The sequence below is a fragment of the Haloterrigena sp. H1 genome (assembly GCF_005938085.1).
GTDB lineage: Archaea > Halobacteriota > Halobacteria > Halobacteriales > Natrialbaceae > Natrinema.
Map to the genome: position 1 here is coordinate 1,828,677 of NZ_SMZK01000001.1, position 26,495 is coordinate 1,855,171.

Here is a 26,495-nt window from a genome sequence, read left to right on the forward strand (position 1 = left end):
GCGTCAGTGCTGACTGGCGTCCGTTACTCGCTGTCGGGCGAGTAGTTCGGTGCTTCGTCGGTGATGACGACGTCGTGGGCGTGGCTCTCGGCCTGGCCGGCCGAGGAGATGCGGACGAACTCGCTGCGCTCTTTGAATTCGGGGACCGTCTCGGCACCGACGTAGCCCATCCCCGACTGCATGCCACCGGCGAGCTGGTGGAGTTCCGACTTGAGGGTGCCTTTGTACGGCGTTGCCGCCTCGACGCCCTCCGGGACGTACTCGTCGTCCTCGTCGGGCTCGTCCTTGAGATACCGGTCGCTGTCGCCGGATTTCATCGCGCCGACCGACCCCATGCCGCGGTACTGCTTGTACTTCTTGCCGTTCATGGTGACGACGCGGCCGGGTGCCTCGTCAGTGCCGGCAAAATACGAGCCGAGCATGACTGCGTCCGCACCGGCGGCGATCGCCTTGATGGCGTCGCCGGAGTATCGAATGCCACCGTCGGCGATGACAGGGACGTCGTGTTCGGCGGCCACGTCTGCGACCTGTGCAACGGCCGTGATCTGGGGCATGCCGGCTCCCGAGACGACGCGCGTGGTACAGATCGAGCCCGGTCCGATGCCGACCTTGATCCCGTCGGCGAAGTCGACGAGATCCGCGGCCGCTTCGCGGGTGCCGACGTTGCCGACGACGACGTCCGCGTCGACGGATTCCTTGATCTCGCGCGCACCGTCGATAACGTTCAGGTTGTGCGCGTGTGCGGTGTCAATAAAGAGGATGTCCGCGCCGGCCTCGTCGGCGGCCTCCGCGCGGTCTTGCTCGAAGGGACTGACCGCGACGCCAAGCCGGAGCCGACCCTCCTCGTCGCGAACTGCTTCCTGGTACTCGCGGCGCTGGAGGATGCCCTGCATCGTCACGAGGCCCACCAACAGGTTCTCGTCGTCGACGACCGGCACGCGCTCGATCTTGTGTTCGTACATCAGGTCGAAGGCGTCGCGGGCGTCGATGTCCTCGTGGGCCGTGATGACTTCGTCAGTCATCGCTTCCGTGACCGGGTCGTCCTCGTTGACCTCGAGGTGGGGTCGGATGTCCGTACTCGAGATGATCCCCAAGACCTCGCCGTTGGTGTTGACGACGGGCGCGCCGCCGACGCCCTGCCGGGCCATCAGGTTGTCGACCTCGCGGACGCTCATTTCCGGGTCGGCAGTGACGACGTCCTCGAGGGGGATGATGAGTTCGTCGGCGCTTTTGACGCGCTCGATCTCCTCGACCATCTCGTCGACGTTCATGTTGCGATGAAGGACACCAAGCCCGCCGTGGCGGGCCATCGCGATCGCCATGCCGCTCTCGGTGACGGTGTCCATCGCCGCCGAAAGGATCGGGACGGAGACCTCGACGTTTTTCGAGACGTTCGAGGTGAGATCGGCATCGTCGGGTTCGACACGGCTCTCCTTCGGCCGAAGAAGGACATCGTCGAACGTTAGCGCTTCCGGTACCTGTAGTTTCGAAGAATAGGGCTCGTGCTCAGGAACGTCGTTCGCCATGTAAACTGTCCGGTGTCCCGGGGGAAAAGCGTTGCGAGATGAAACTCGGGTGAGAACGGTTGTCGAGGGCGTCAGTGGGCGATTCGTTGTGCCATGCGAATGATCATCTCGGTTCAACTCCCGACCGATACTGTCGGATACAGACCCGCGTCTCGATCGGACTCAAGGCGATCGCCGCGACGTCTGCCCACATCCAGTGCAGGTCTGTCCATTTCCGTACGAATACGGCAGATACCATACGAATACTACCTGGTCGTGAAACCCTCTCTCACGCAACGTTTATTGACAATCCTGTCGTTGATTTGGGTATGTACGCTGTGAGTGCATCCGACGCCCGAACTGCTGGCCGGACGAGCTTCGACTCCGTCGCCACCGTTGCGTTCGGGAATTTTACACCGAAACTCACAGCGAATGGCCAGAAACCCAAATCGGTCGAGCGGTGTGCGGACCGATCGGTCTGGGATCGGCATTCATATCGCCCACTGGCCTCGGGTCACGGCCATCGGCCCTGACCGATGAGTACGTCACAACACCCCGTCGCGCTCCGCATGGAGCGCATCGTCGGCGGTGACGCGAGACTGCTCGCGCTGGTGATGATGCTCCCGTTAGTCGACGGTGTCTTCCCCGCGTTGATCCTGGCCGGTGCGCTCGACGATCCGCTTGGCGCGATTCAGGTCGGCCTCTTGATCTTCGGCGGAAGCGCGACCGTCGCCGTCATCCTCGCAGAGATGGACGGCTCTCCCCGCGAACAGGCGACGGTCGTCATGCTCGTCGGCATTCCGTTGATCCTGCTGGCAGCCGTCCAGGCCGCGCTCGCGCCGACCTTCGAGAGCCTCGTCGACATCGCGATCTTCGAACGGTTCGCGGCGCTGGTGATCGCCGCCATCGCGGCCAAGACCGCCAGCGCGACCATCGGCGACTACCTCCCCAACCCCGTCGTCGTCATCGGGCTGGGGCTGGTCGCCAGCGTCGATCCGTCCGGGCTGACGGTGCAGGTGATGACCGATCCCGTCCTCGTCGCCAACGCGACGCTGGCCGCGGCCATCGGCGTCGCCTTCGCGCTGACGATCGCACTGACCGGCCCCTACCTCCGGCGGTGTATGGACATCGACCGATTCCGATTCGGCAGCGCCGTCGCACTGGGCCTGCTCCCGCTGTCCCTGCTCGGGATGGCCTTCGGGCAGGCCCCACTGGCCGCGTTGCTCGTCGCCGCCGTCTTTGCCGTCGACCTGCCACTGGGAGGGAGCGACTCGAAGGCGGAGCCAGACGCGGCTGCCACGCTAAGTGCATTGCCCGACGGTGGGGACGGGGAGGGCTCGAGCGAGCCACCGGTGACGGACAGCGAAGACGAGCCGGACACGTATCCGGGTGACGAGACGACGGACACCGCGGGTCGGGCCCCGTGGCTGTAGTGCGGTTTCGGTCCGAATCGAAACCACTTTAGGTAAGATCCCCAAACTGAGAGTCGAGGGGTCGTGGCCAAGCCAGGCATGGCGGCTGACTCCAGAGGCAACGCGCCCGGGACGAAACTCCAGACTGATATACTGATCGGACACCTGATCAGTGTCCGTGTGATGACCCTCTGGAGTTCCGAGGCGCACCGGAGATATCAGTAGATCGGGGGTTCAAATCCCTCCGACCCCATACTTCTGCCGCGAGCAAATTCGCGAGCGGCAGGGATGTAATTTGGAGGATTTAAACGAGACTGAGGTTCTGCGACCGACGGGAGCAGGTTCTCAGGCGTTGTTCAAATCCCTCCAACCCAACTTCTCGAGCCAAACACATTCGCGAGCCGTGAGTATTGGACGAGTGGGGGTTGAACTAAAACGGAGTGTAACCACTACTTCGCAACAACTCATTTTGTATTCTATTGGTAACGGTTCTGATTTGATCATAATCCGTGGCTCGAGAACGTGGTCGGCAAGGCGACAGCACCAAAAAATTACAGCGCCCCATCCCCGCCTCCATTGAGTTCCAGTTGGTCCAGATAAAACGGGAGGTATTCCAGAAATGGGTTGCCACCATTTTTTATCAAATAGCCGCTGATCGAGTAGTATGGACTCTGAAACGCTAACGTATATCGTGTCTATCGTGTTACTATTCCTCTTGGTTTGTGCAGCTATGATCTTGGCGGTAGCGTACGGGGCGATAGATATTTTTGCCGACTACTACGGTTGGGTGTTGTCTGGTTTCTAACTATTAGGTCGGGGACCGCCGGCGAGTACGTGTGCCGATGGGACGCGATCGACGGGCAGCTGCCGTCGCCGACTGCAACACGACGTACGCAGCCGTGAGTGCCTGCGACGCTGGACCGACGGTCGTCTAGACCGTCGTCAGGTCCTCGAGCGCGACGATCTCACCGCAGTGGTACGATAGCTGCAGGTTCAAGTAAGCGTCTTACGTCACTGTAGAAACGCCGGCTAAGGGCCGACGCAAGCACACTCATTGCCCAAATGGTGGTTGCTTGTATATGATCCGAGATCGTCACCGGATGGTTGGCAGTGGAACGATCCCAGGTACAGCGAGGATATCTGGTTAGATCGACCGCCCCTCGCATCCCTTCCTTGGAGCGCCGTTATATTAGACTATTGCCTGCCCGAGAATATGGTGCACATCAGCGACCCACGACTGAATGAGGGCGCAAGATTGTCGTCCTTTTCCGGGTCCGCGTGCGACACTCCCGCCGGTCGCTCGGTGACGGCTGCTCACTGTGGGTGCACCTGGTTAGTAAGATACAATTACACAATAAATACATACTGATCTAGATATACCTTGAATACGGCGTGCGTGGCAGACCCACGTATGAGCCGAACACGATCCGCGGATGATTCATCAGTGTTAGTCCAGCGAACTGCCGGACTGACGGCGGTGCTCGGCGCGTTCGTCATGGTGTCGACAGTGATCTTCACGATCACCGACTTTATGGGAATCCAGAACGTCTTCGCCGGCGCAGCGGTGGCCTTTCTCGCCGCGTTTCAGGCCTACCGGACCAACGAGCGCCGGTCGCCAAGTATCGTCATCGCGGCGGTCCTCGCCGTGTTGGGAATCTGGATCGTGGTAGCACCACTCGTTCTAGACGCTGACCGCGCGCTGGTGATCGGGGTCAACGGTGTCGCCGGTGTGCTCATCGTCATTCTGTCCCTCGCCGGAGCGTACGGCAGCCGCCAGTTGTCGACCACCGCATCGGCGAGCGCGTAGGATCGATTTTTCGGCCCCTCGAGACACAGGACGACAGCACAGCACGTCACCCGGCCACCCCAGTCATACGGTCTGCTGTAACAATGTACCAGTGCAACCGCAGTGCCGGTCGTGGTTGCACTGGAACTGACTGACAGGAGTCCGTATCAGGCGACGAAGAACACGCCGATCGCGACGAGGATGAACACAGCCTTGAGACAGACGTTGACGACGATCACTTTCGTGCCGAACGACGCCCCCCAGATGCCGAACTGAAACGGAATCGAGCGCTTGACCGTCCCGATCGTCAGCGAGACGAGGCTGCCGACCAGCAGCGTGATCACCGCTTCCGGAGGCGTCAACACGTCGCCGATCATGGGTGCGACGGTGATCGCGCCGGTTGTTGGATCGACCAGCGAGACGAGGATCACCGGCACCGCGGCTCCTGGCAGTCCCAACAGGCCGGCAACCGACTCGAGCACCACACCCGGATCGTCGAGGCCGACGGACGCGAACACGGCGAGGACCGGGTCCACGGACTCGAGAATCTGATCCGAGTACTCGAGCGCGACGAAGACCAGCGAGTAGACGATCGCGAGTCGGGGAACGATCGAGCGCAGGCGCTCGTAGGTACTCTGCCCGGCAGCGGAGAGTTTCTCGCGGGTCGTCTGCGAGCCATCGTCCTCGTCGGGAATGTCGGGCTCGATGGCGTTGCCGTCGTAGTCGGTGCCCCGCAGGAGGACAGCCCCGGCGAGCAAGCCGACGAGCGTGATGGCAAGCGAGATGCCAGCTCGAGCACCGACGTACATCAGTCCGACCTGTAACCCGAGGATCGGGACGAGAACGGGGCCGTAGTACGTGAAGATGTGCTGGATGAAGCCGAAGAAGGTGTTGATGACGACGGCGATCAGCGTGGCCCGATCGTCGAGCAGGCCTTCCTCGCGAAACTCAGCGAGCATGCCGTAGCCGGCGGTCACTGAGACCGCGTTCGTGAGAACGGCAGTACCGACTTCCGGAGGCAGGTTCGCCGGCTCCGTGAGATAGCGGCCAACACGGGCGACGAGTTCGACCAAGCCGTACTCCACCGCGAGATTAGCCAGGCCGACACCCACTCCGATCAGGAGCGTGATCGTCACCACACGCGGCAGTGCCTCCTCGAGCAAGACGGTGAGCAGCGACTGCACGATCATCGGTTCGAATTTCGAGGGGAAAGGGCCATCGGATCGAGGGCACGTAGCAGGTACTTTTTCCTGCTAACCAGTCGTCAGGACAGCTATGAGCAACAGTGACGTCCACGTGGCCGCGCTCTGTGGTAGTCTCCGCGACGGAAGCTACACCCGAATCGCACTCGAGCAGGCACTTTCGGCCGCCGAACGGACCGGAGCCACCACCGAACTTGTCGATCTCCGCGAGTACGAGTTGCCGGTCTTCGACGCGGATCGCGACCGCGAGGATGCGGGCGATGCAGACAAGCTGGCGGCTCGCGTCCGCGCGGCCGATACGATCCTGCTCGGGTCGCCGATGTATCACGGGTCGTTTTCCTCACCGCTGAAGACCGCGCTCGACTACTGTGGGTTCGACGAGTTCGAGGACAAGACCGTCGGCTTGCTTGCCGTCTCCGGCGGGGCCTTCCCCGTGACGGCCTTAGAGCATATGCGGTCGGTCTGTCGCGCGCTGAACGCGTGGGTCATTCCCCACGAGGCGGCGATCCCGAACGCGAGCGCCGCCATCGACGACGGCGCGTTCGTCGATCCGAAACTCGAGGAACGGGTGACGACGCTGGGCCGGCGAGCGGTACAGTACGCGTCGATCGAACCGGACCCGGACTCCTTCGAGAGTGACCAGAACGTGGGTGCACAGGGAAAGTGATACTGCCGACGGAAAACGAATCGGCGGCCCCTAGGGCTCGAGAAGTCGCTGAAAGCGGTGCTGATGAGCGAGGAACGCGAAGAGGCCGAAGACGAACATGCCGAGGTGGACGGCCCCGATCCGAAACACGATAGTCGTCGAGCCGAGTACGAGCGGTGACGAAGAAATCGCCCAGTCGGTAAACCAGACAGTCGCGAGCAGCGTCGACGCACCAGCAGCCAGTAACAGCCCCGAAACAGCCAGTGTGATCAGTCGGCCATCGACTGCGGACTGGCTGAAGCTGTGTCGCTCAAGGACGAACTGGCCGGTGAGCATGCCGGCAAACACGACGGCTGCGACGGCGACACCGAGAGGATCGCCGATCAGTTCGGCCAGGAACAGCCAGACGACCCAGGTGGACGTCAGCGCGACCGTCACGCCGAGTTCTTTCGGCTGCAGGAGCTCACCGAGGTCGCTAACCGTCGCACGGAAGATTCCCATTCTGAGCAGTGACCCAGAGAAGAGCACACCGAGCCCTGCGAGCGCGGTTGACGTCGTCCGCGAGCCGACGACGAGGCTGAACCAGCACCCGACCGCGACCGTTTCGACGGCCGCCGCAGAGAGTGCAGCGGTGACGCCAACGACGCGCCGCCGGGCCGTTCGGCCGAGTACCTCGGGCTGGCGGAGAACGCTCATACGTGCATCCCTCTCATTGATACCTTTCGTTATGCAAGCCGTTCCACACCGATACCGTGCCCTCGGTGTCCCGATGTGACCTTATAGGGCAAGAAGAACGGGGTTTAGACGGCGATGCGACTCGTCGAGCGACTGTAACGGATATCTGACCCGTTCACTTTCGCGAGTATATTTGTGTTATCGCCCGCGCACGAGAGCCGTCGGCACGAATACCGCCTGCTCTCGGGTATGATCGCGTATTCGTCCGAGAGAGGCAATCTCGAGCCTGTTCTCGCAGGCCGCTGGCGTCGTCGTTCGACGAGGCTCGCTCGGACGTGGGCGCTCCAGCCGGCAGTTAACAAGAAATTATACCGTCAGCTTTTCCGAGTAGTTCATGCATACGAGAGAACGGACGCGGCCGATCGATGGAAACGAGGGATAGAATTATGTATAGTGGTGTGGTCGGAGCGGATTATGCCCGAGACGGAACAACAGGACGCGACACTATCCGAGCTCGTCGTCAGAGAAGCGGTCAACAGAGGGATGGACTCTCCGATGCGCGAGACGATTCTCGAGGCCGTCGAGGAATCCGAAGGATCTCGTTCAGGCGGGCGGTTCCCGCTTGCAGGAGCGTTGTTTGGCCTCGGCACGGCCATCGGCTTTCTCCTCGGTCGGCAGTCACCGACGCTCGAAGAGACATCACTCGAGGACGTCGAACAGCCGGAGATCATTGAGGACATCCGGGAGCCAAGCGAAGAAATCGGCGAGACGGCGGAACCGATGACGGACGACACCGAACCCGATGCTCCCTCGCGGCTGTCGCGACTCCTGCTCGCAGTGGGCGTGCTCGCAGGAGCGGCACTCCTTCGCCGGCGACTCAAATCAGGCGAAGAAGAGGAGTGGGAACCGATCGAGGAGTTCGAGCCGGCGACCGACATCGAGGACGAAACCGAGACGGACGAAGACGCCGAGCTCGAGACTGAGGAGACCGACGAGAGCAGCGAGGAGTAACGAGCGACCCGCTCGAGCGGGGGCGATCGGCTGTCGTATTTTCTGTGCTGTGCGTCGCCTGACGAAGAAGCTAAGGGAGAGACGCCGACAGTGCAAGCCAATGGAGACCACTCACCGCGTGGTCGTCGGTGACTCTCGCGCGCTCTCGGACGTGGCCGACGAGTCGGTCGAACTCGTCGTGACGTCGCCGCCGTATCCGATGATCGAGATGTGGGACGACCTCTTTACGGAGCTCGATCCCGCGATCGGCGACGCACTGGACGCCGGCGACGGTCAAGCCGCCTTCGAGGCGATGCACGCACAACTCGAGGCCGTCTGGGACGAACTCGAGCGGGTGCTGGTCGACGGCGGGATCGCCTGTATCAACGTCGGCGACGCCACCCGGTCGGTCGACGGCAGTTTTCGGGTCTATCCCAACCACGCCCGCGTCCTCGCGGCGTTCGAAGAGCGGGGATTCGACCCGCTGCCGGACGTGCTCTGGCGCAAGCCGGCAAACAGTGCGGCCAAGTTCATGGGCAGCGGGATGATCCCGCCGAACGCCTACGTCACCCTCGAGCACGAGTACGTCCTGATCTTTCGGAAGGGGGGCCAGCGTCGCGCGTTCGAGCCCGGTGCCGACCGACGGTACGAAGCCGCCTACTTCTGGGAGGAACGCAACCGCTGGTTCTCGGACGTCTGGACCGACGTGACCGGCGAGCTCCAAGCACTCGAGGCGGTCGACGACGAACTTCGGGAGCGGTCGGCGGCCTATCCACTCGAGATCCCCTATCGGCTGATCTGTATGTACTCGGCCTATGGGGATACCGTCCTCGATCCCTTCTGGGGGACCGGGACGACCACGCTCGCAGCGATGTGTGCCGGCCGAAACTCGGTCGGGATCGAACTCGAGGACGCGTTTCTCGAGGTGTTCGACGAGGGAGTCGATGAGGTGCCGGCGCTGTCACGGTCGGTCGGTCGTGCCCGCCTCGATCGCCACCGGGAGTTCGTCACACGCCGCCGACAGGAAGGGAAGGGGTTCGAGTACGAAGCCGACTACTACGACACGCCGGTCGTCACCAAGATGGAACAGGGGATCAGACTCCGGGACGTGCGTGCGGTCGAGACGTACGACGACGGCTACCGGGCCGAGCACGGCACGCTCACACTCGATTGACATCCTCCCCGCGCTAAAGCGCGAGGATTCCCCCGTTGGGGGTTCGGCTACCGACCCACGGAGGCAACTTGCGGGTTTGTGCGCACTTCTTTGGGACTTTCATGAGGGTGTGGTTTCCCCGACCAGTCGTGGTCGTCCCACTCGAATCGCACGGGCCGTGCCATCGGCCTGATTTCGCAATCGCTGTGTTCTCGAAGGAACGTCTCTGACGCCGTGAGGTCGGCGTGCCCCTCGAAACCGCACGGACACGTCAGTGTATCTTCGTGGCGAACCGTCGCCTTATGGTCGCCACACTCGGGACACGTCTGACTCGTCCACGCTTCCGACTCGGCTTCCAGAGAGATGCCGTACTCCTCACAGACACACACAAGACGATGGATAAAATTCTTGAACGCCCAGAAGTTGTGCGTCTTCTCGTTCACCTTGACCGACCAGTGCGTTTCCAGCACGTCGGTCAAGTCGCCCACGTACACTGTCGCCACGCCCTCGTCGTACAGCCGTTCAACGAGCTCGCGCACCAGCGCGTTCTGTGCGTGGTCACGGCGTTTCGTCCGCTGTCGGTACAGCCGTCGAATCCGATTCGAGGAGTAGCGCCCCTCTCGGAGTTTTGACTGTAGACGGGCGATTTCGTCGGTCGTCTCGCGGAACCGTCCGAACAACTCCCGACCGTCGTAGAGGTACTGGTTCCCAGTGGTCGTGGAACACGCGACGAGATTGTTCGCGCCAACGTCGAGGGCGGCTTCGTGAGAAGCCAGTGGTGAATCCAGTCGAGAATCAGGTACGGTGACTGGTTGAAAAGCCCTGAACGTGTCGCTCACCTCGTCATACTCAAGTTCCAGACGACCCTGTTTCCCCTCCCATTTCGGGTTGCCTCGGACTTCGAGGCAGAGTCGTTCGTGGTAGCCGAGTCCGTATTCGTCTTTCAGTTCTTGCCCGACAGGAATTTCGAGACGCGACCGCTTTCCCCACTGAATCGTGTACTGGTTGCACCGAATGTAGGTGCAGAGTTCGCGCCCATCTTCCTCGTTGCCCCAGTACGACGGTGGGTTGGCGTACTCGCCTTTCTCCTTGAGGGCGAAGAACGACCGCCACGCTTCGCTGTTCTTGCGCGTGACCTGTTGGACGGTCGCGCTTCCGACGACACCGTTGTACTGTCCACGGTATTCGGAAGTGTCCCACACGTCGCCGTCACCGAAGTAGTTCTGACGACGTTTGTAGGTCAGTTCGTTCCACAGGGAGGCGGAGGCGTCGAGTAGCCGTAGGAGGCACTCTTTGCTGTTCTCGGACTGTGGAACCACCTCGAAGGTGTTGACGCGCTTCATTTGTCGTCGCTCTCCTGTTCAGCGATGTAGCGTTCGACAGCGCCCTTCGTGGCGCTTCCCGCCGTACCGACGTAGTACGAACGAGTCCATTTCACGCGGTCGTCGTACCGCTGGTTATACTTCCGCGCCGAGATGCCTTTCACCCAGTTGACGATGAGTGATGGGGCGTTCTTCGGCGGACTCCCGATAAACAGGTGTACGTGGTCGGGCATGACCTCGCACTCGGCCAGTTCGAGGCCCTTGTCCTCACAGATTTCCGTGAAGATGGCTTCGAGACGTTTCTTCGTCTTCCCCGTCAGGTTCGAGCGCCGATACTGAGCGGAACCCTGTTCCGCGAGGTCAGCGGAATCTTCGATTCCGCCCGATTTGGGCACGAACACTATGTGGTAATAGAGTTCGTATTTCGCGTGACGGGTACTCTTTACCATCTATGCATACTATTGTGACCGGACGGGTTAAAGATTGCGTGGGAACCCCGCCTACGCCATCGTCGGCAGTTGAATACTGTTGTTCGGCTTCATCCCCGCCCTGAAGTGCGAGGCTTTTGCCTCGAATTTTCCGTAACCGAGTCCTCCCTCGGATCGATTACCGACGCTCACGGAGCAGAGTTACGCGAGTTCGTGGCCGATTCTTCGGGGGGACGCGCACGGATCGACGTCCCGGCCACGGTCGAAATCCGCGACATCATCGCCGGGATCGGCCGGAGCGGCCCCGACGTGTCGATGGTCGCTCGCCGTGTTGTGACGACAGATGGGGACTCAACAGTCGCCAACCACGCGCGTAGTGCCTTGCTCGAGACCTTCACCGATCGCCAGCGAGAGGTCGTCCAGACGGCATACCACGGGGGGTTCTTCGAATGGCCTCGTCGGGCGAACGGCGAAGAGATCGCGGACTCGTTGAACATCTCCTCGCCTGCCTTCCACAAGCACGTTCGGGCCGTCGAACGGAAACTCTTCGCCGTCCTGTTCGAGGGAGCGACTGCTTCCGAGGTTAACTGATTAACCACCTGCTGTGGTGGCACTTACACAGTTAACGAGTAGGTTCTTTACAACAACTCGGCTCTATTGAATCGCAAGAGGGCGTTGGAATCAGCGGGTCACGTACTGTTTTATGTTGTAGACGAGACACATCAGCACGATCTCACGGAACTCACGGTACCATTCACGCGCTCGGACGGCAGAGCCGTACGAGCGCTTGACCGAGGAGTTCACTGTCTCGGTCATTGAGCGCTGGTTGTAGAGTTCGTCCTCGATTCGTGCGTTGTGCGCGTGGTCGTACGGAGCGAAGACGCGGTGTTTTATGAGGGGACGTATGCCCATGTCTCGGAGGGTCTCACGCAATGGCTGGCTATCATAGCCTCTGTCCGCTGCAAGGGTCTGCAACTCGCCCGCGTACCGGCGGGCGAGTTGCGCACACACGTCTGCGTCGCTTCCTTCTCGTGTGGTCGTGCAATGGACGTCTAAGATCGCTTGCGTGTCTGTATCAACGAGTTTCGTCGCTTCGACCGTCTGAACGCGGTAGTTCGTGCGGTCGCAGTAGTGCTTGCTCGCCGGTGACCGCTCGTAGTACGTTGCGTCAACGGCGACGTGTGGCGATGGGTTGTGCAGCTGCGCCGAGTGGCGCAGCAGCACGCGCCAGACCTGCATCACGATCTTGTCAAGCCACTTATTCAACGTCGATGGATGCGGGAGATCATCGGACTCAAGGCCGATGATCTCCAGAATTGGCGGCATCACCTCCAGCCGGTCAATGATCATCTCGTAGGTCTCATCGAGGAAAATTCGCAGCCCGTGGAGGGAAATCATCGCGTACTCTGCGAAGCTGCCGCCACCTTCCGGGGCGGCAGCTTCGTCGGAATCGTCGCAATAACTTTTGGCCAGCGACACCATCTCCTCAGTGAAGCGGGTAGTGAGGTTCATCCAAACTGCCACTTACCCGCTTCAACTCCTTTGATTTACCGACCCATCCCGACGCCGTCTAGTGATTCAATGGAGCCAACAACTCTTGAACCACGAAACGACTTCCCACCGTACTGGGGGTACGTATACGCTATGAGCAAGATGAGTTCACCAACACCGGCGACCGAGATTGGGGATCACTACACCGTGCACTACGATCAACTCGGCGACGAACCGCTCAGCGTCGCCGTCGCGGACGCCGTCGCAACGTTCCTGAACGAAGACGTCACTGAACTCGAGCCACTGCATTATTCGATCAACGCCGACGCGCTCGAGCGACTGTTCGAACCACGCGTGAACGGCCTCCGCCCCAACGGCTCGGTGTCCTTCGAGTACAGCGAGTGTCTGGTGACTGTCACAGCAGACGGCGAGGTTCGCGTCGAGACCGTTTAGCGACTCGACGCCGTCTGCGGGCATAGTGGTATCCTCCTTTTTACGCTCGAATTCCGTACGGAGAAACGAGAGCGACCAGGTGTTGACGGACCGTTGGTCAACAGTATATAAGCAAGTCCGTCTCGAACACTCACGTATGTCACCTCGCTTTCTCGTCCCGACCGACGGGAGTGACCCCGCAACCGCAGCGTTCGAGCACACCCTCGACATCGCCAGTGAGCGGGACGCGACCGTCCACCTGCTTCACATCGCGGACACGAACCAACCGAGTCTCACCCGACTCGGCACTGACGTCGTCGACGTCCTCGAGGAAGAAGGTGAATCGCTCGTCTCGGAGGGTGTCGCGCTCGCCGAGGAACGCGGCGTGTCCGTGGTCACGGACGTCGTACAGGGTGATCCCCGGCCGACGATCGTCGACTACGTCAGCGCCGACGAGTTCGAGTTCATCGCAATGGGTGCCCACGGTCGGCGCGGACTGGGAGAGTACGTTCTCGGGAGCGTCACGGATCACGTCGTAAACCGAAGCCCCGTGCCGGTGATGACGGTTCGAGCAGCCGACGGCGTGACGCCGACGTACCCCTACACCGACGTGCTCGTTCCAACCGATGGGAGCAACCATGCAACGGCGGCGCTGAAACTGGCAGCGACGGCCGCCGAACGTACCGGTGCGACGCTTCACTTGCTGTCTATCGTCGACGAACTCCCGGAGGTCGGCGACGCGGAATCGGCACAGCTCTCCGAGCAACTCGAGGAGAACGTCCAGTCGGTTCTCGACGAGGCAGAGGCGACTGCCACGCAGGCGGGCGTCGACGACGTCACAACGACCATTGTGACCGGCTCGATGCCACAAGAGGTCACGAGGTATGCCGACGAGAAGGAGATCGATCTCGTCGTGATGGGGACACACGGCCGCACCGGCCTCGATCGACACCTGCTCGGGAGCTTCACCGAGCGGGTGATCCGCACGTCGCCGGTGCCCGTCCTGACGACGCGGGCGGACGAGCAGGAGTAGTACTATCGAACCACGTTCCTCGTCGGAAGAAGCGCTCGAGTCGTTAGCCCAGTCGCTGTTGGGACGGGCACGATATGCTGTCCGTCCCGCGGAGAATAGAACGTTCAACAACGTACTAATATCTCGATCAGGAAACAAAGGACAATGCGTCCCCAAACGGCATGCCGAAACGGGATGGTGAGAATACCGTGACCGAACAATCGCTTCCGTCGCTCGAGCGGGTTCGGTCGGAAATAACGAGAACCCGGCTCCGGGCTGCGCTCGCCGTTCTAATCCTGCTGTCCGCCGCCGTCGTCGCCGGCGCAGCAGGAGAGGGCGTCTCGACGTCCTCGAGAGCAGACGTTCCGGACGCGCCGCCGACGGAGCACCACACGGTCGTCACCGAGTCGGGTCGTGCTGGAACAATCACCGCCTATCAGCCAAGTGGCGAGGTCCTCTACTACAACAACTCGCGGACGAAATACTTCGACGCCGATCCCGTCGCGGGCGACCCGTTGACCGTCGAATACGCCGCGACGGATACGATCCACACCGAAGGGGAGAACTGTGGCGCTCCGCCGTGTACCCGCAACGTCATCGAGCGGGCCGACCTCGAGACCGGTGAGGTCGAGGTGCTCTACGAGCGCTACGACTACAAGGAGTACGCCGGCGAGTGGCACGACGTCGACCGCATCAACGAGACCCACTTCGTCGTCGCCGACATGGTCGCCGATCAGGTCTTCGTCGTCAACACCGAGACGGAGGTCGTCGAGTGGCTCTGGGACGCCCAGAGCGATTTCCCGCTCGAGGGTGGTCACTCCTGGCCCCGTGACTGGGCACACATCAACGACGTCGAGTACATCGAAAGCGGGCAGATGGAAGGCCGAATCATGGCCAGTCTGCGCAACCAGGACCAGGTCGTCTTCCTCGATCGGGAAGAAGGACTGCTCGAGGACTGGACGCTCGGATCGGAAAACGAGTACGACATCCTCCACGAACAGCACAACCCCGATTTCATTCCCGAGAGCCAAGGCGGGCCGGCGATCATCGTTGCCGACTCCGAGAACGCCCAGATCAAGGAGTTCCAGCGTGAAGACGGCGAGTGGAACCAGACCTGGCAGTGGGAAGACGATCGGATCCAGTGGCCACGGGACGCCGATCGGCTTCCAAACGGCAACACGCTGATCGCAGACACCCACGGCAACCGCGTCATCGAGGTCAACGAATCCGGCGATATCGTCTGGGAGGTCGGCTCGTCACTCCCCTACGAAGCCGAGCGCCTCGAGACCGGCGACGAAAGCGCGGGCGGCCAGAGCGCTCAGACGCTCGGCCTCGAGAACCGGACCGCAGCCGAGACCAGCAGCAGCGGCGGTGGCGGTGGTGGTAGCGGCCTCGACTTCAGCCCCCTCGAGTTCCTCGGTGATCTCATTGAGTCAATCCTCCCACACCGGATCTACAACGCCCTCCTGTTCGTGAGTCCGGTCTGGATGGGGTCCTCTGAGTTCGCCGCGATCGGCGTTGCGTTGCTGACCGGCCTCTCGTGGGCCGGCCTCGAGCTCAGGTGGCAACTCCGCGACGCTGGCGTCCGGTTCCGGCTGCCGGTCTACCGACAGGGGAAGAACTAACCCGCTGCGAGACGCGTTTCGTTTTCGGCCGCTCGATCACGCCAACAGGCGACCACCGAGGAGATACAGCGCCGCGAGAATCGACTGAAACGACAGCGAGCCGATCGCCGACAGCGCGACGAACGCGCGGCCGTCCATCTCTGAGAGCCCCGCAGGGACGGTCAACAGCCCGCGGACGAACAACATCGTATTACTTACCGCGACGGCCACCGCACCCCAGCGATCGAACCAGCCGTCGAACCGCTCGAGTCGCGACTCCGTGACCGGAAACCAGCTCTTTCGGAGGACGTACTCCCGGCCAGCCCGGCGGACGAGACAGAAGAGCCCGAACTGACCGATGGTCGTCCCCGCGACCGCGATCGCGATGATCGTCACTACTTTCGACATCGATGACCCGATCAGCGCCAGTGCGGCCGGGACGACGAGTTCGCTCGGCATAAATCGCAGCAGCATCGCTCCCTCGAGGACACAGATCCCGAAGAACACGGCAAGTGCGAGCTCGGACGTCAGCATCGACTCGAGCCAGGACGGCATCTCCTCGAGTTGCAACGGATACATAACCCGTGGGTAGTTCACCCCGAATGTAAGCATTGTTGATTCAGGCCCGGTGATCGGTCGCGACAGTGGCTGTCGTCCAACGGTTGGTATCCATCGCTCCCGCCTTCGAAGAGCATAAGCTATGTGGTGACACCGGCCGAAACTATCGCCGATGGAGATCGGACGGATATTGTTTCTGACGGGTGCGTTCGCGACCCATGCGTTCGTCGGCTACACCCTGGTTGCCGGACTCACCGACGCCGATCCACGGATCGGGCTCCTCTTCGGACTGCTTCCGGACATCGACTTGCTCTTTCCAGCGGGCTGGGCCTGGCCGTTCGTCCACCGCGGGATCACCCACACGCCCCTGTTCGCGCTGGCGGTCGTCGCTGGCGGGTACGCCGTTGGTCGTCAGCAGCCGTCCACGATCGGGCGACGCGTCGCGCTCGCCGTCGGACTGGCACTCGGTTCACATCTCGCGATCGATTCGCTGTCGCCGAAGGGGATCGACTTCCTGTTCCCGCTTCGGACGAGCTGGAGCCCCGGACTGGCGGTCCACAGTCCGACCGCGACAGTCTTCCTCTGGACTGCGTCGCTCGCGCTCCTCGTCTGGGATGCAAACGAGCAGCAGTCGCTCTAAGCCTTGAGTCGACCCGGAATCGAGCGAGACCGAACAGCCGGGACGGGTCAACTCGTCGGAACGACCGCCGACAGCCCCATCGTCAGGAGCAGCGACGCGAACAGCGCACTCGAGCCGACGAGCAACAACGCCCGGTTGATCCGGCTGTTCTTGGATTTGAACCACTCGAGCGTGACGTGATACCGCCAGACGGGTGCGAACGGGCTGATCCCCATCGGCGTCACGATGTCGCCGGCGAGGTGGGCGAGGATGCCGCAGGTGCCGACGACGAATCCGAACCGGAACGCGACCGGTGCCGCAGGGACGAGCAGTTCGGTCCCGATACCAGCCACCAACCCGACGAGGACCGCAAACCAGACGGTATGGGTCGGCCCGCGATGGCGTATGCGCGGCAACGGCTGATCGAGATCAGGGATGTTGGCGACCCCGACGGCCACGAGCGCACCGACCAGCGCCAGCTCGAGCGACCAGACGTAGCTCACGACGGGGAGAACCGGCGCATAGAGCAAGGCGTTGAAACCGGCGTGGCCTTCCCGGTACATGGTCGATCGGCCGACCGTCGGGGCCGGACGGCAATGATCCTATCGGCCAGCAGCCGCTTACCGCACTGCCCGGACGCCGAACGCCGACACCGACAGTCCGCCGATCAGGACCGGCATCCAGTAGATCGCGCCCCGGAAGATGAGGACGGCCGCGGTGATAGCCGACCCCGGGATGCCGGTCGTTGGCACGAGCAGCGCGACGAACGCGGCTTCGATACTGCCGAGCCCGCCCGGCAGCGGCGCAGCGCCCGCGAGGTTCGCAAGCGGGATCACGAACAGCAGGACGTACGCCGAGACGTCGTAGCCGATCGCGTCGAACGCGACCGTAAGCGCGGCCGTCTGAAAGAGCCAACCACACAGCGACAAGCCGATGATCGCGGCCAGTCGCCATCGATCGGTCGCCACGCGTTCGATGTTCTCGAAGAACCGCCCTAAGCGATCGGCGATGTCTTCCTCGAGCGTCTCGGAGTCGAACCGGTCGAATCCAAGCCGCGCGATCCGGGGGGCGACGATGGCAGGGAGCCGATCGACGAGTGTTCGGTGATAGCGCCACACGAGTCCCATCACGATGACGATGCCCGCGATCAACACGACCGCCGAGCCGACGGCCGTCTCGAGGCGCTGGCCGATCGCCGCGGTGGTCGCGTAGTAGCCGACGCCCACGAGGATCAGCGAGATCGAGGGGACGACGTTGATGACGTCGACGGTGGCGATCCCGACGAGGCTGGTCTCGTAGCGTGCGTCGGCGGTCTTCGAGATGAGCAAGGCGGCGATCGGCTCGCCGCCGGCCTGTCCGAACGGGGTGACGTTGTTCGCGAAGACGGCGCCCGCATAGACGAGAAACGACTTGCCGATCGGGAGTTCGATATCGAGCGAAGATAGCACGGTCCGCAGCATCAGGCTCCAGGCGGCCAGCCAGCCGAGCGCGAGCGCGAACGTCGCGACGACCAGGGAGGGCGTCGCCGAGAGCAACGAGTCGAGAACGTCACGGACACCGACGAGGAAAAACAGGATCGCGAAGGCCGCGATCGCGCCGGCGATTCCGATGAGAAATGCCCGCCGATTTCGCTCGTCCATGGCGGGTATGAATCGTCAGTAAACTTGAAACATCTGATCGGCACCGACTCGATCGAACATAGTGCGTCGGACCCTTCAATCGATTTATTTGCGTGGAGCGAAGTGTGGCCAGTAATGGACAGGACTCGCCAGTCGAACGTCCTCTTCGTCGTTCTGGATACGGTCCGGAAGGATCGACTCGAGCCATATGGATACGAGCGGGCGACGACGCCGGAACTCTCGCGGTTTGCCGAGGAAGCGACCGTCTTCGAATCGGCGATCGCACCCGCGCCGTGGACGCTGCCGGTTCACGCCTCGCTGTTTACCGGCCGGTATCCGAGCCAGCACGGAGCCGATCAGGGCAGTCCGTATCTCGACGGCGATACGACCCTCGCGTCGGTCCTGTCGGCGGCTGGCTACGACACGGCCTGTTACTCCTCGAACGCCTGGATCACTCCCTACACCGGGCTCACCGATGGGTTCGACGCGCAGGATTCCTTTTTCGAGGTACTGCCCGGCGACGTCCTCTCGGGGCCGCTGGCGAGTGCGTGGCAGGCGATCAACGACAACGACTACCTCCGCGATCTGGCATCGAAGCTCGTCCACCTCGGCGCGATGGCTCACTCGAAACTCGCCAGCGGCGAGAGTGCCGACTCGAAGACACCGTCGGTCATCGACCGCACGAAGTCCTTCATCGACGACAGCGATAGCGACGACGGCTGGTTCGCGTTCGTCAATCTGATGGACGCCCACCTCCCGTACTACCCGCCTGAAGAGTACCGCGAGGAGTTCGCCCCCGGCGTCGACCCCGACGATGTCTGCCAGAACTCCAAGGAGTTCAACTCCGGTGCGCGAGACATCGACGACGAGGAGTGGGAGGCGATCCGCGGGCTCTACGACGCCGAAATCGCCCACATGGACGCCGAACTCGGCCGGTTGTTCGACTGGCTGCGCAAAACCGGCCAGTGGGAAGACACCACCGTCATCGTTGCGGCCGACCACGGCGAACTCCACGGCGAACACGACCTCTACGGCCACGAGTTCGCCCTCTACGACCAGCTCATCAACGTCCCGCTGCTCGTTAAGCATCCCGACCTCGAGGGCGACCGTCGCGACGACCTCGTCGAGTTGCTCGACTGCTATCACACCGTGTTGGACTCGCTGGATGTCGATCCCGAGGCGGTCGGTCTGGCTGGCGATGCTGCCGGTGCCGTCGCTCGCGACCCGACGCGCTCGCTGCTTGCCGACGAGTATCGTGCCTTCGACGGGGCGACGGACCCCGACGTCGGGCAACGGGCGGTCCTCGAGGGCGACGACGCGGACGACTACGCGTTCGTCGAGTACGCCCAGCCGGTCATCGAACTGCACCACCTAGAGGAGAAAGCCAGCGAGGCCGGCATCACCCTCCCCGAGGATCACCGCGCGTACTCGCGGCTGCGGGCTGCCCGCAGCACGGCCGCGAAGTATGTTCGCGCAGATCGCATCCCCGACGAGGGGTATCGTCTCGACAAGGATCCCGGCGAGACGTCGCCGGTCGACCCGGCTGACGACGACGTTGTCGCTGTGACCGAGCAGGCACTCGCCCGCTTCGAGGCAAACGTCGGCGGCGCGTGGGACGATCCGTCCGAGACCGATACCGACGATATCGACGCCCTCGAGGAGGCCGACGAGGAGACCCGCGACCGGCTCCGGGAGCTCGGCTATCTCGAGTAACCTGCCAAGCCGGCAGTATGCTGGCACTGCCTGACAGCTAGACCGGCGGTATCGCGGCTGGCTGGCGCGAAAATAGTGTTTTGACTGACTTTCCGAGAACCAATAAGAATACATAGGTCGGTTCGCAAGATAGTCGCAACTAATGGACGACCAGCACTTCCTCGAGTCAGAGTGGGACTACTGTCTCGTGCTGGATGCGTGTCGGTACGACGTATTCAGCGAGGTCTACGACGAGTATCTCGACGGGACGCTGGAAAAGCGCCGGAGTGTCGGTTCGTCAACGCCGGAGTGGGCCTATCGAACCTTCACCGAGGAACACGACATCGCGTACTTCTCGGGGAACCCATTTATCAACGACCTCGGCATTCCGTTGAACGAGCTCAAGTGGGGGGCCAGTTGTGACTACGAGTGGTCGGCTTCGAATCACATCAGCAACGTCTTCGACGTGTGGAAATCGGGCTGGGACGACGATCTCGGCACGGTGCCGCCGGACGGCATCGCGGAGGCGTTCTATAACAACCAAGACGCCGTCGAGGACGCCGACCGGACGGTGCTCCACTACATGCAGCCCCACGCGCCCTACCTCGCTCGCGGCAAGGGCCAAAAACTCAAACAGATCCAGAAGGGGATTCGGAAACAGGAGGAAGCCGAAGAAAGTGAGGACGGCAGCGGCGGTGCGCTCGCCTCGCTTGGCGATACGATCCGCCCGAAAGTCGAGAACAAACTCGAGGGCAGCGAACTCGCACAGAAGGCGGGCCTGTGGCTCGAGCTCGATCCCACCGAAGTCGTCACGAACGGCACTCGCGAGGCGGCGATGGCGCTCTACGAGGAGAACCTGCGGATCGCACTCGAGTCCGTCGCCGATCTCGTCGACGACCTCGACGGCACCGTCATCGTGACCGCAGACCACGGCGAAGCCTTCGGCGAGGAGGGCGTCTGGGAACACCACATCGAGACGTACATTCCGGCGCTCATGGAAGTGCCGTGGCTCGAAGTCGAGTGAGACCGTCGCACTCGACCAGCGGGGACCGCACCGATCACCACTGTCTCGCGACGACCGCACGGCTACGGCAGTAACTCGTCCGACTCACAAAGGGAATCCGGTATGAAAATCAGTCACTACTTCGAACTCGAGTCCCACGTCACCGGCGGTATCCACGAGTCGGTCGTCCACCAGCGGAAGATGCTCGATCGGCTGGACCTGACCTACACGACCGAGCCGACGCTCGAGGCAGACGTTTTCCACTGTAACCTTATGGGACCACGGTCGGTCTGGTACGCACGGCAGGCGCAATCGAAGGGGGTCCCCGTCGTCGCGAACACACACGTAACTGCCGAGGACTTCGGCGACAGCTTTCGGTTCACGAACGCCCTCGCGAAGCCGCTCAAACCGTATCTCGAGTGGGCCTACGGGCTGGCCGACGCGCTCGTCTGTCCCTCCGAATACAACCAGGAACTGATCGAGACGTACACCGACACGCCGACGACGGTCGTCTCGAACGGCGTCGACCGGTCGAAGCTCGCGGGGTTCGAATCGCTCGAGAACGAGTACCGCGACCGGTACGACCTCGAGTCACCGACCGTCTTCCTCGTCGGCCACGTCATCAAGCGCAAGGGCCTCAAAACGTTCGTCGAACTGGCCCGCCGGCTGCCGGACCTGGATTTCGCCTGGTTCGGGCCGCTGGACCTCTCCTTGAAGGGCCGTGAGACGACGGCGCTGATCGAGAACGCCCCGGACAACTGTACGTTCACCGGCTACGTCGACGACATCCGTGGTGCGTACGCCGCGGGCGACATCTTCTGTTTCCCCACGCACGAGGAAAACGAGGGAATCGCGTTGCTCGAGGCGATGGCAGCCGGCAAACCGCCTCTCGTCCGCGACATTGAGACGTTCTCGTGGCTCGAGGACGGCGAGGACTGCCTGAAAGTCGCGGACGACGGTGTCGACGGCTTCGAGGCGGCCCTCGAGCGACTCCGCGACCCGGCGCTTCGAGAGCAACTCGGATCGAACGCGGCCGCCCGCAGTGAGGAATTTTCGCTCGAGGCGGTCGCGAACCAGTATCAGTCGTTATACGAGGAGGTGGTCTGAATGAAGATTGGATTCTTTACGGATAGCTACTTTCCCGAGATCGATGGCGTAACGTATACGATCAAACTCTGGCGTGAGGAACTGGAGCGGAAAGGACACGAGGTGTACGTCATCTACCCGGATGGCGACTACGAGCCCGGCGACCGCGAGATTCCAGTGACCTCGATGCCGAACCCCTTCTATGCCGGCTATCGGATTCCGGTGACGAAACGACCGTCGACGCTGCCCGACCTCGATGTCGTCCACTGTCACGGCCCCGCCCCCATCGGCGTCCTCGGTCGGTACTACGCCTGGAAACACGACCTGCCGGCGATCTACACCCATCACACGCCACTCGAAGAGTACTTTCACCAGAGCATCAAACTCGAGTCGGTCGCGGGCCTGCTTTCCGGCCTGTACGTGCCCGTCGAGAACAGCTTCCTCCAAAGTTTCGACGTCGTGACGGCATCGACCGAACGGATCGACCGCGACGTCGAACACGTCCAGTTACCGGTCGGAATCGACATGGATTTCTTCCAGCCGACTGCCGAGGACCGGTATCCCGATCGGACCGTGATCGGCTACAGCGGCCGACTCAGCATGGAGAAAAACGTCAGCGAGATTCTCCGGGCCGCCGAAGCGCTCCCGGAGTACGACTTCGTCATCGTTGGCGACGGGCCGTATCGCGACTCCCTCGAGCGTGCAGCCCCGGACAACGTCGACATTCGCGGCTTCCTCCCCCGTGAGGAGCTGCCGGTCTTCTATTCATCGCTCAATACGTTCGTCACCGCGTCGACTGCCGACACACTCGGTCTGTCGACGCTCGAGGCCAACGCCTGTGGGACGCCCGTCGCCGCCGCCGACGTCGCGCCGTTCGATCGGACGATCGGGGCCGACAACGGCGAACGGTTCACCTACGGCGACCGCGAGTCGATGATCGACGCCATCGAGACGTGTCTGGCAACCGACCGCGACACCAGGGCTGGCGTCGAACGCTACGCGGTCGACTACACGATGGACCACCTCGAGCAACTGTACGAGACCGTCCCGCTCGCGACGGACGAAAGCGCCACCGACGCCGAGAGTCCGTGGCGTCTCTCCGAAGAAGAGCGAAGCTGAGACGGCTTGCTTCGAGCACCCACTACGCACTATAGTAGCCACTGAAAGTCAGTGCATACCTGATCGCACGACAGCTGTGCGATCAGCGTGTAAACAGTTTCAGTTGTTACTATAGCTTCTTTCAGATTCTCGCCTTCAGTCTGTAAGCACCGGAATGACGGCAGACAAAACCAGTATCAACTCAAACGGCAGGATATCGGGGCAGGGAAAGCGGCTCGAGCACGAGCATGATGAGACGACGAAATGCACGAATTTGACTATAAGAATGAAGGGATGACAGAAACCCCAGGCAACACGTCTGATCATCGCTGTGGATGTTTTACTTGAAATCGTTATAGCGATTTACCGGTGACTGCTCCTGATGTCAGTACCTTGCTGTTGCTCGCCCCACATTTTCATACCCCCATGTGATCTGAGAAAAATGCCGTCCCAATCGACTTCGACTTATGAATGTCCAGAGACTGAAACACGATTCGCGCACGCTATTCTGTCGCCTAGCATGAACCGGCGGAATGTCATTCACGCTGGTGTAGGTATCGGAATTACTGTGGCCACGGGCTGCCTCGGCGGTCAAGATGCTGATGAGAGTGTGACCACAAATACCAATCGATCAAATACTGATACCGAGGATGCGATCTCGGACAGTAACGAGGCTGGTGAGATAGCTCTTGAACCAGAGGAACCTGGACCTATCGAACAGTTCTCTCTCGTCGATACTACCGACATCGGTTCAGCGGAAGCAACTGCCATGCACCGAATCATCATTGAGAATACTGGGAACGAGACGCGGGAGTTCACACTTCAAATCACGCATGACGGAGACATCGTGCTTGATGATACCGACGAGTTGCCTGCCGGTACAGCCCTCGAACTTACTGTGGACAAAGGAGGGACCTACACGACGACGATCGAATCCCACTCCTCCTATAGCAGTACTACGACGACAGTATCGGACAGCGACTGTAACTCTCGATCAGTCATCACCTTTGATAACAGCGGTGTGAGTTCAATGCATAATGAAAAACACTGCTGATGAGATCTTCCTTGCTTTCGTACTGAAACTCTTGAACCGCTCTCTCTTTCGTGATTAGTGAGCAAATATAGAGATACAAAACGGCGTCGTACTGGTCTGGACTAGAAGTGACGTGATTGACTAACTGAGAAACGTCGGCCAACGCTTCTCACCGACCCGTGAGGACATGCAACTCGGTTCAGTCACATGCGCTCATTCCGGGAAGGGCCACACATTATTGCTCGTGTAAAAAATTGCAGCGCTCTTCGTTAGTAGTCTTCGTTGATCTGCTCGTTGTCGTTGTATCTATCAGACTGAAGGTTCTCGTTAAGATCTATGTTGGTGCCGGATTCCCCGCTATTGGCGTTCACTTGGGTGTTATCGTTGGAGCCATCGTACCCTGAGAACTGCCTGTTGTCGTTCTCCTGGTAGTTTTCAGCAGCGGCGGTATTACGGTTGATCTGCATGTTGTAGGCCTCCGAATCGAGTGTTGACGGCGTCGTATCGCGCTGGTTGTTGTCGTTTATCTGTGTATTCTGATACTCACCAGCGGTATTATGGTTCTCTTGGTAATTATAGCTCCAAGGCGCCACTTGTTCGTTCGAATTTGCTTGGTAATTATTGGCCCCGCCGTCGTTGACGTTCACCTGTTCACTATAGGCAGCAACTCCTCCAACTCCGCCGATCATGAGTATACTACCCATCACCGCGAGCGCCAGTAGGACTGTGATTGGTCGTTTCATGTTTTTGTTCTCCGGGCACGTAGGAGGAGACGGCGTCGCCACTGATTGCACCTCCGTGGGGACGCCCCGGTTATTCGGGACGTGTCTCGCCGTCCTCCGTCCGTTACCCGGGAGAGTGTCGCAACAGGGTCTATATTAACCGGGACCCATTGTTTCGCAAGCCGGGAGTATATTTATAGGATCAATCCCCAGTCGATCACATTGGATTAGGATGAGTGTCTGCTTGGCGAAGGTGTGCAATCAATCCAAGCAGACAACGAGCTAAAAGAAGAGCACCTGCTTAATTTTGTCGTCAACAGTCTCGATGAGGAACTTTCGCTGGAGCTCGGAGAGAGTGTAGCGGTCACGACGGAGGAGTTGTACGAGGTCCTCGCCGGCGCCAGCGCCGGCGGGACCTCGATCAATCACGTCTGCGAGAAAACGAACGACTCGCCCCACGCCAATACCGTCCGTGGATATCTTACCGATCAGTTCGATCTTGATACCGTTGAAACGGTTGGGAACACGCTCCTTCAACGAGATGTCCTTGAGACGCTTCCAGATCGACCGGTAGAGGTCGTCGCCGACCTCCACCTCGATTCCTACTACGGTGACGAGGACGAGACGGAGTCACTGTACTTCTCACAGGCGAAACGAGGAACCACTGCCTTTCACACCTACGTCACGCTCTATGCACGGGTGCGTAACAAGCGATACACACTGGCGGTTCGCCAGCTGGTCGCTGGCGAAGCCACCAGCGATGCTCTTGATGAGTTCCTCGAACTCCTCGACGGCCTTGACCTGCGCGTCAAGGCCGTCTACCTTGACCGCGGATTCTACAACAGCACCTGTCTCAAACTGCTGTACGCGCACAACTACGCCTACATCATGCCAATTGTCAAGTGGGGCGAAACAATTCAAGACGAACTCAGCAAAGGCTGGAGTCGCGTGATCGAACACGAACTCGCTGGGCGAGTAACATTCCCTGTGTTCATCGATTGTGTCTACCAGCGAGGACGATACGGCGAACATGGGGTGGCGCGTCACGGCTACGCCGCTGACGCGCCGTTCATCCACACGCCACAGGATGCACGAGAACACTATCGCAAGCGCTTCGGCATCGAATCAAGCTACCGATTAGCCAAGCAGAGCCTTTCTCTCACCAGTTCTCGGGACGCTGGGCTTCGGTTATTGCTGTTTGTCGTGAGTCTGTTGCTGCAGAACGTTTGGCGATATCTTCACTGGATGTACGTGGCGGCTCCCCGCCGTGGGGGGCGCCGCCTCTGGGAGTGGTCGTTCACGGAGTTCTGTGAGATGGTGGTTCGTGCTGCCTGGACAGCTCTCGGTGTGCGCAGAGCTGTCCCAGCGAATCAACCACCTGACGACCGGTTCTTCCGGTAGCTGTCC

General features: G+C 61.2%; 25 protein-coding genes, 1 tRNA gene and 1 pseudogene. 17 read left to right on the top strand and 10 right to left on the bottom strand.

Translation table 11 applies throughout. The features are described from left to right. Positions 1 to 23 precede the first annotated feature (23 nt). Positions 24 to 1,526: an IMP dehydrogenase gene (gene guaB, locus E2L06_RS09195; RefSeq protein WP_138780732.1), complete on the bottom strand. Its 1,503-nt coding sequence runs from the start codon at positions 1,524 to 1,526 to the stop codon at positions 24 to 26. A 515-nt stretch (positions 1,527 to 2,041) separates the two neighbouring features. On the opposite strand from guaB, the gene E2L06_RS09200 reads away from it, so the two are divergent. The 3 genes from E2L06_RS09200 to E2L06_RS09205 all read left to right on the top strand — a co-directional run bounded on the left by E2L06_RS09200 (position 2,042) and on the right by E2L06_RS09205 (position 4,724). Further along, the gene (locus E2L06_RS09200) at positions 2,042 to 2,938 is read left to right on the top strand and encodes a DUF5794 domain-containing protein (protein WP_138780734.1); all 897 of its coding nucleotides are present in this window, start codon (positions 2,042 to 2,044) and stop codon (positions 2,936 to 2,938) included. A gap of 57 nt (positions 2,939 to 2,995) precedes the next feature. Further along, a tRNA-Trp gene (locus E2L06_RS21825) sits at positions 2,996 to 3,170 on the top strand. A gap of 1,158 nt (positions 3,171 to 4,328) precedes the next feature. Then, positions 4,329 to 4,724: a hypothetical protein gene (locus E2L06_RS09205; protein WP_138780736.1), complete on the top strand. Its 396-nt coding sequence runs from the start codon at positions 4,329 to 4,331 to the stop codon at positions 4,722 to 4,724. Positions 4,725 to 4,870: 146 nt separating this feature from the next. On the opposite strand, the gene E2L06_RS09210 is transcribed toward E2L06_RS09205, so the two are convergent. Next, positions 4,871 to 5,887, bottom strand: coding sequence for a nucleoside recognition protein (locus tag E2L06_RS09210; RefSeq protein ID WP_138782528.1), 1,017 nt, complete (start codon positions 5,885 to 5,887; stop codon positions 4,871 to 4,873). Between the two features lie 91 nt (positions 5,888 to 5,978). Here E2L06_RS09210 and E2L06_RS09215 point away from each other — a divergent pair, with 91 nt between their 5' ends. Next, positions 5,979 to 6,572 carry an NADPH-dependent FMN reductase gene (locus E2L06_RS09215; protein WP_138780738.1) on the top strand — a complete coding sequence of 198 codons (594 nt, stop codon included), beginning with the start codon at positions 5,979 to 5,981 and terminating at the stop codon, positions 6,570 to 6,572. Positions 6,573 to 6,602: 30 nt separating this feature from the next. Here E2L06_RS09215 and E2L06_RS09220 read toward each other — a convergent pair whose 3' ends face one another. After that, a complete protein-coding gene (locus E2L06_RS09220) occupies positions 6,603 to 7,247 on the bottom strand; it encodes a hypothetical protein (protein ID WP_138780741.1) in 645 nt (214 codons plus the stop codon). 453 nt (positions 7,248 to 7,700) lie between these two features. On the opposite strand from E2L06_RS09220, the gene E2L06_RS09225 reads away from it, so the two are divergent. Next, the gene (locus E2L06_RS09225) at positions 7,701 to 8,237 is read left to right on the top strand and encodes a hypothetical protein (RefSeq protein ID WP_138780743.1); all 537 of its coding nucleotides are present in this window, start codon (positions 7,701 to 7,703) and stop codon (positions 8,235 to 8,237) included. A gap of 100 nt (positions 8,238 to 8,337) precedes the next feature. Continuing rightward, positions 8,338 to 9,390, top strand: coding sequence for a site-specific DNA-methyltransferase (locus E2L06_RS09230; RefSeq protein WP_138780745.1), 1,053 nt, complete (start codon positions 8,338 to 8,340; stop codon positions 9,388 to 9,390). Between the two features lie 47 nt (positions 9,391 to 9,437). Here the strand turns inward: E2L06_RS09230 and E2L06_RS09235 are convergent, their stop codons facing one another. Continuing rightward, positions 9,438 to 10,712 carry an RNA-guided endonuclease TnpB family protein gene (locus E2L06_RS09235; protein ID WP_138780747.1) on the bottom strand — a complete coding sequence of 425 codons (1,275 nt, stop codon included), beginning with the start codon at positions 10,710 to 10,712 and terminating at the stop codon, positions 9,438 to 9,440. Further along, the gene (gene tnpA, locus E2L06_RS09240) at positions 10,709 to 11,140 is read right to left on the bottom strand and encodes an IS200/IS605 family transposase (RefSeq protein ID WP_138780749.1); all 432 of its coding nucleotides are present in this window, start codon (positions 11,138 to 11,140) and stop codon (positions 10,709 to 10,711) included. Before tnpA ends, E2L06_RS09235 begins: the two co-directional genes overlap by 4 nt. Positions 11,141 to 11,260: 120 nt before the next feature. Here tnpA and E2L06_RS09245 point away from each other — a divergent pair. Continuing rightward, positions 11,261 to 11,710, top strand: a pseudogene (locus E2L06_RS09245) (helix-turn-helix domain-containing protein); the annotation flags it as partial. 90 nt (positions 11,711 to 11,800) lie between these two features. Here E2L06_RS09245 and E2L06_RS09250 read toward each other — a convergent pair. Then, a complete protein-coding gene (locus E2L06_RS09250) occupies positions 11,801 to 12,631 on the bottom strand; it encodes an IS5 family transposase (RefSeq protein WP_138780753.1) in 831 nt (276 codons plus the stop codon). Positions 12,632 to 12,772: 141 nt separating this feature from the next. On the opposite strand from E2L06_RS09250, the gene E2L06_RS09255 reads away from it, so the two are divergent. The 3 genes from E2L06_RS09255 to E2L06_RS09265 all read left to right on the top strand — a co-directional run bounded on the left by E2L06_RS09255 (position 12,773) and on the right by E2L06_RS09265 (position 15,679). Beyond that, the gene (locus E2L06_RS09255; RefSeq protein ID WP_138780755.1) at positions 12,773 to 13,063 is read left to right on the top strand and encodes a HalOD1 output domain-containing protein; all 291 of its coding nucleotides are present in this window, start codon (positions 12,773 to 12,775) and stop codon (positions 13,061 to 13,063) included. A 136-nt stretch (positions 13,064 to 13,199) separates the two neighbouring features. After that, entirely contained in the window at positions 13,200 to 14,075 is an 876-nt protein-coding gene (locus E2L06_RS09260; RefSeq protein ID WP_138780757.1) for a universal stress protein, read from the top strand. A gap of 188 nt (positions 14,076 to 14,263) precedes the next feature. Next, the gene (locus E2L06_RS09265; RefSeq protein ID WP_171052333.1) at positions 14,264 to 15,679 is read left to right on the top strand and encodes an aryl-sulfate sulfotransferase; all 1,416 of its coding nucleotides are present in this window, start codon (positions 14,264 to 14,266) and stop codon (positions 15,677 to 15,679) included. A gap of 36 nt (positions 15,680 to 15,715) precedes the next feature. Here E2L06_RS09265 and E2L06_RS09270 read toward each other — a convergent pair whose 3' ends face one another. Beyond that, positions 15,716 to 16,237 carry a DedA family protein gene (locus tag E2L06_RS09270; RefSeq protein ID WP_138780761.1) on the bottom strand — a complete coding sequence of 174 codons (522 nt, stop codon included), beginning with the start codon at positions 16,235 to 16,237 and terminating at the stop codon, positions 15,716 to 15,718. Between the two features lie 151 nt (positions 16,238 to 16,388). Here E2L06_RS09270 and E2L06_RS09275 point away from each other — a divergent pair, with 151 nt between their 5' ends. After that, positions 16,389 to 16,856 carry a metal-dependent hydrolase gene (locus E2L06_RS09275; RefSeq protein WP_138780763.1) on the top strand — a complete coding sequence of 156 codons (468 nt, stop codon included), beginning with the start codon at positions 16,389 to 16,391 and terminating at the stop codon, positions 16,854 to 16,856. Positions 16,857 to 16,903: 47 nt separating this feature from the next. On the opposite strand, the gene E2L06_RS09280 is transcribed toward E2L06_RS09275, so the two are convergent. Together E2L06_RS09280 and E2L06_RS09285 are read right to left on the bottom strand one after the other, a co-directional pair. Further along, positions 16,904 to 17,398 carry a metal-dependent hydrolase gene (locus E2L06_RS09280; protein ID WP_138780765.1) on the bottom strand — a complete coding sequence of 165 codons (495 nt, stop codon included), beginning with the start codon at positions 17,396 to 17,398 and terminating at the stop codon, positions 16,904 to 16,906. Between the two features lie 57 nt (positions 17,399 to 17,455). Further along, positions 17,456 to 18,475, bottom strand: a complete 1,020-nt coding sequence (locus tag E2L06_RS09285) for a lysylphosphatidylglycerol synthase transmembrane domain-containing protein (RefSeq protein WP_138780767.1) — start codon at positions 18,473 to 18,475, stop codon at positions 17,456 to 17,458. A 114-nt stretch (positions 18,476 to 18,589) separates the two neighbouring features. Between E2L06_RS09285 and E2L06_RS09290 the strand changes: the two genes are divergently transcribed. From E2L06_RS09290 to E2L06_RS09310, 5 genes are all read left to right on the top strand, one after another. Beyond that, a complete protein-coding gene (locus tag E2L06_RS09290) occupies positions 18,590 to 20,167 on the top strand; it encodes a sulfatase (protein WP_138780769.1) in 1,578 nt (525 codons plus the stop codon). 142 nt (positions 20,168 to 20,309) lie between these two features. Next, complete coding sequence (locus E2L06_RS09295) at positions 20,310 to 21,170, top strand: hypothetical protein (RefSeq protein ID WP_138780771.1); 861 nt, start codon at positions 20,310 to 20,312, stop codon at positions 21,168 to 21,170. Positions 21,171 to 21,272: 102 nt separating this feature from the next. Then, positions 21,273 to 22,256, top strand: a complete 984-nt coding sequence (locus E2L06_RS09300) for a glycosyltransferase family 4 protein (protein ID WP_138780773.1) — start codon at positions 21,273 to 21,275, stop codon at positions 22,254 to 22,256. Continuing rightward, positions 22,257 to 23,354, top strand: coding sequence for a glycosyltransferase (locus E2L06_RS09305; RefSeq protein ID WP_138780775.1), 1,098 nt, complete (start codon positions 22,257 to 22,259; stop codon positions 23,352 to 23,354). It abuts the gene before it with no gap. Between the two features lie 499 nt (positions 23,355 to 23,853). Continuing rightward, the gene (locus tag E2L06_RS09310; protein ID WP_138780777.1) at positions 23,854 to 24,387 is read left to right on the top strand and encodes a hypothetical protein; all 534 of its coding nucleotides are present in this window, start codon (positions 23,854 to 23,856) and stop codon (positions 24,385 to 24,387) included. A 248-nt stretch (positions 24,388 to 24,635) separates the two neighbouring features. Here E2L06_RS09310 and E2L06_RS09315 read toward each other — a convergent pair whose 3' ends face one another. Continuing rightward, entirely contained in the window at positions 24,636 to 25,109 is a 474-nt protein-coding gene (locus E2L06_RS09315) for a hypothetical protein (protein WP_138780779.1), read from the bottom strand. 234 nt (positions 25,110 to 25,343) lie between these two features. Here E2L06_RS09315 and E2L06_RS09320 point away from each other — a divergent pair, with 234 nt between their 5' ends. Next, a complete protein-coding gene (locus E2L06_RS09320; protein ID WP_138780781.1) occupies positions 25,344 to 26,489 on the top strand; it encodes an ISH3 family transposase in 1,146 nt (381 codons plus the stop codon). Positions 26,490 to 26,495: the final 6 nt, after the last annotated feature.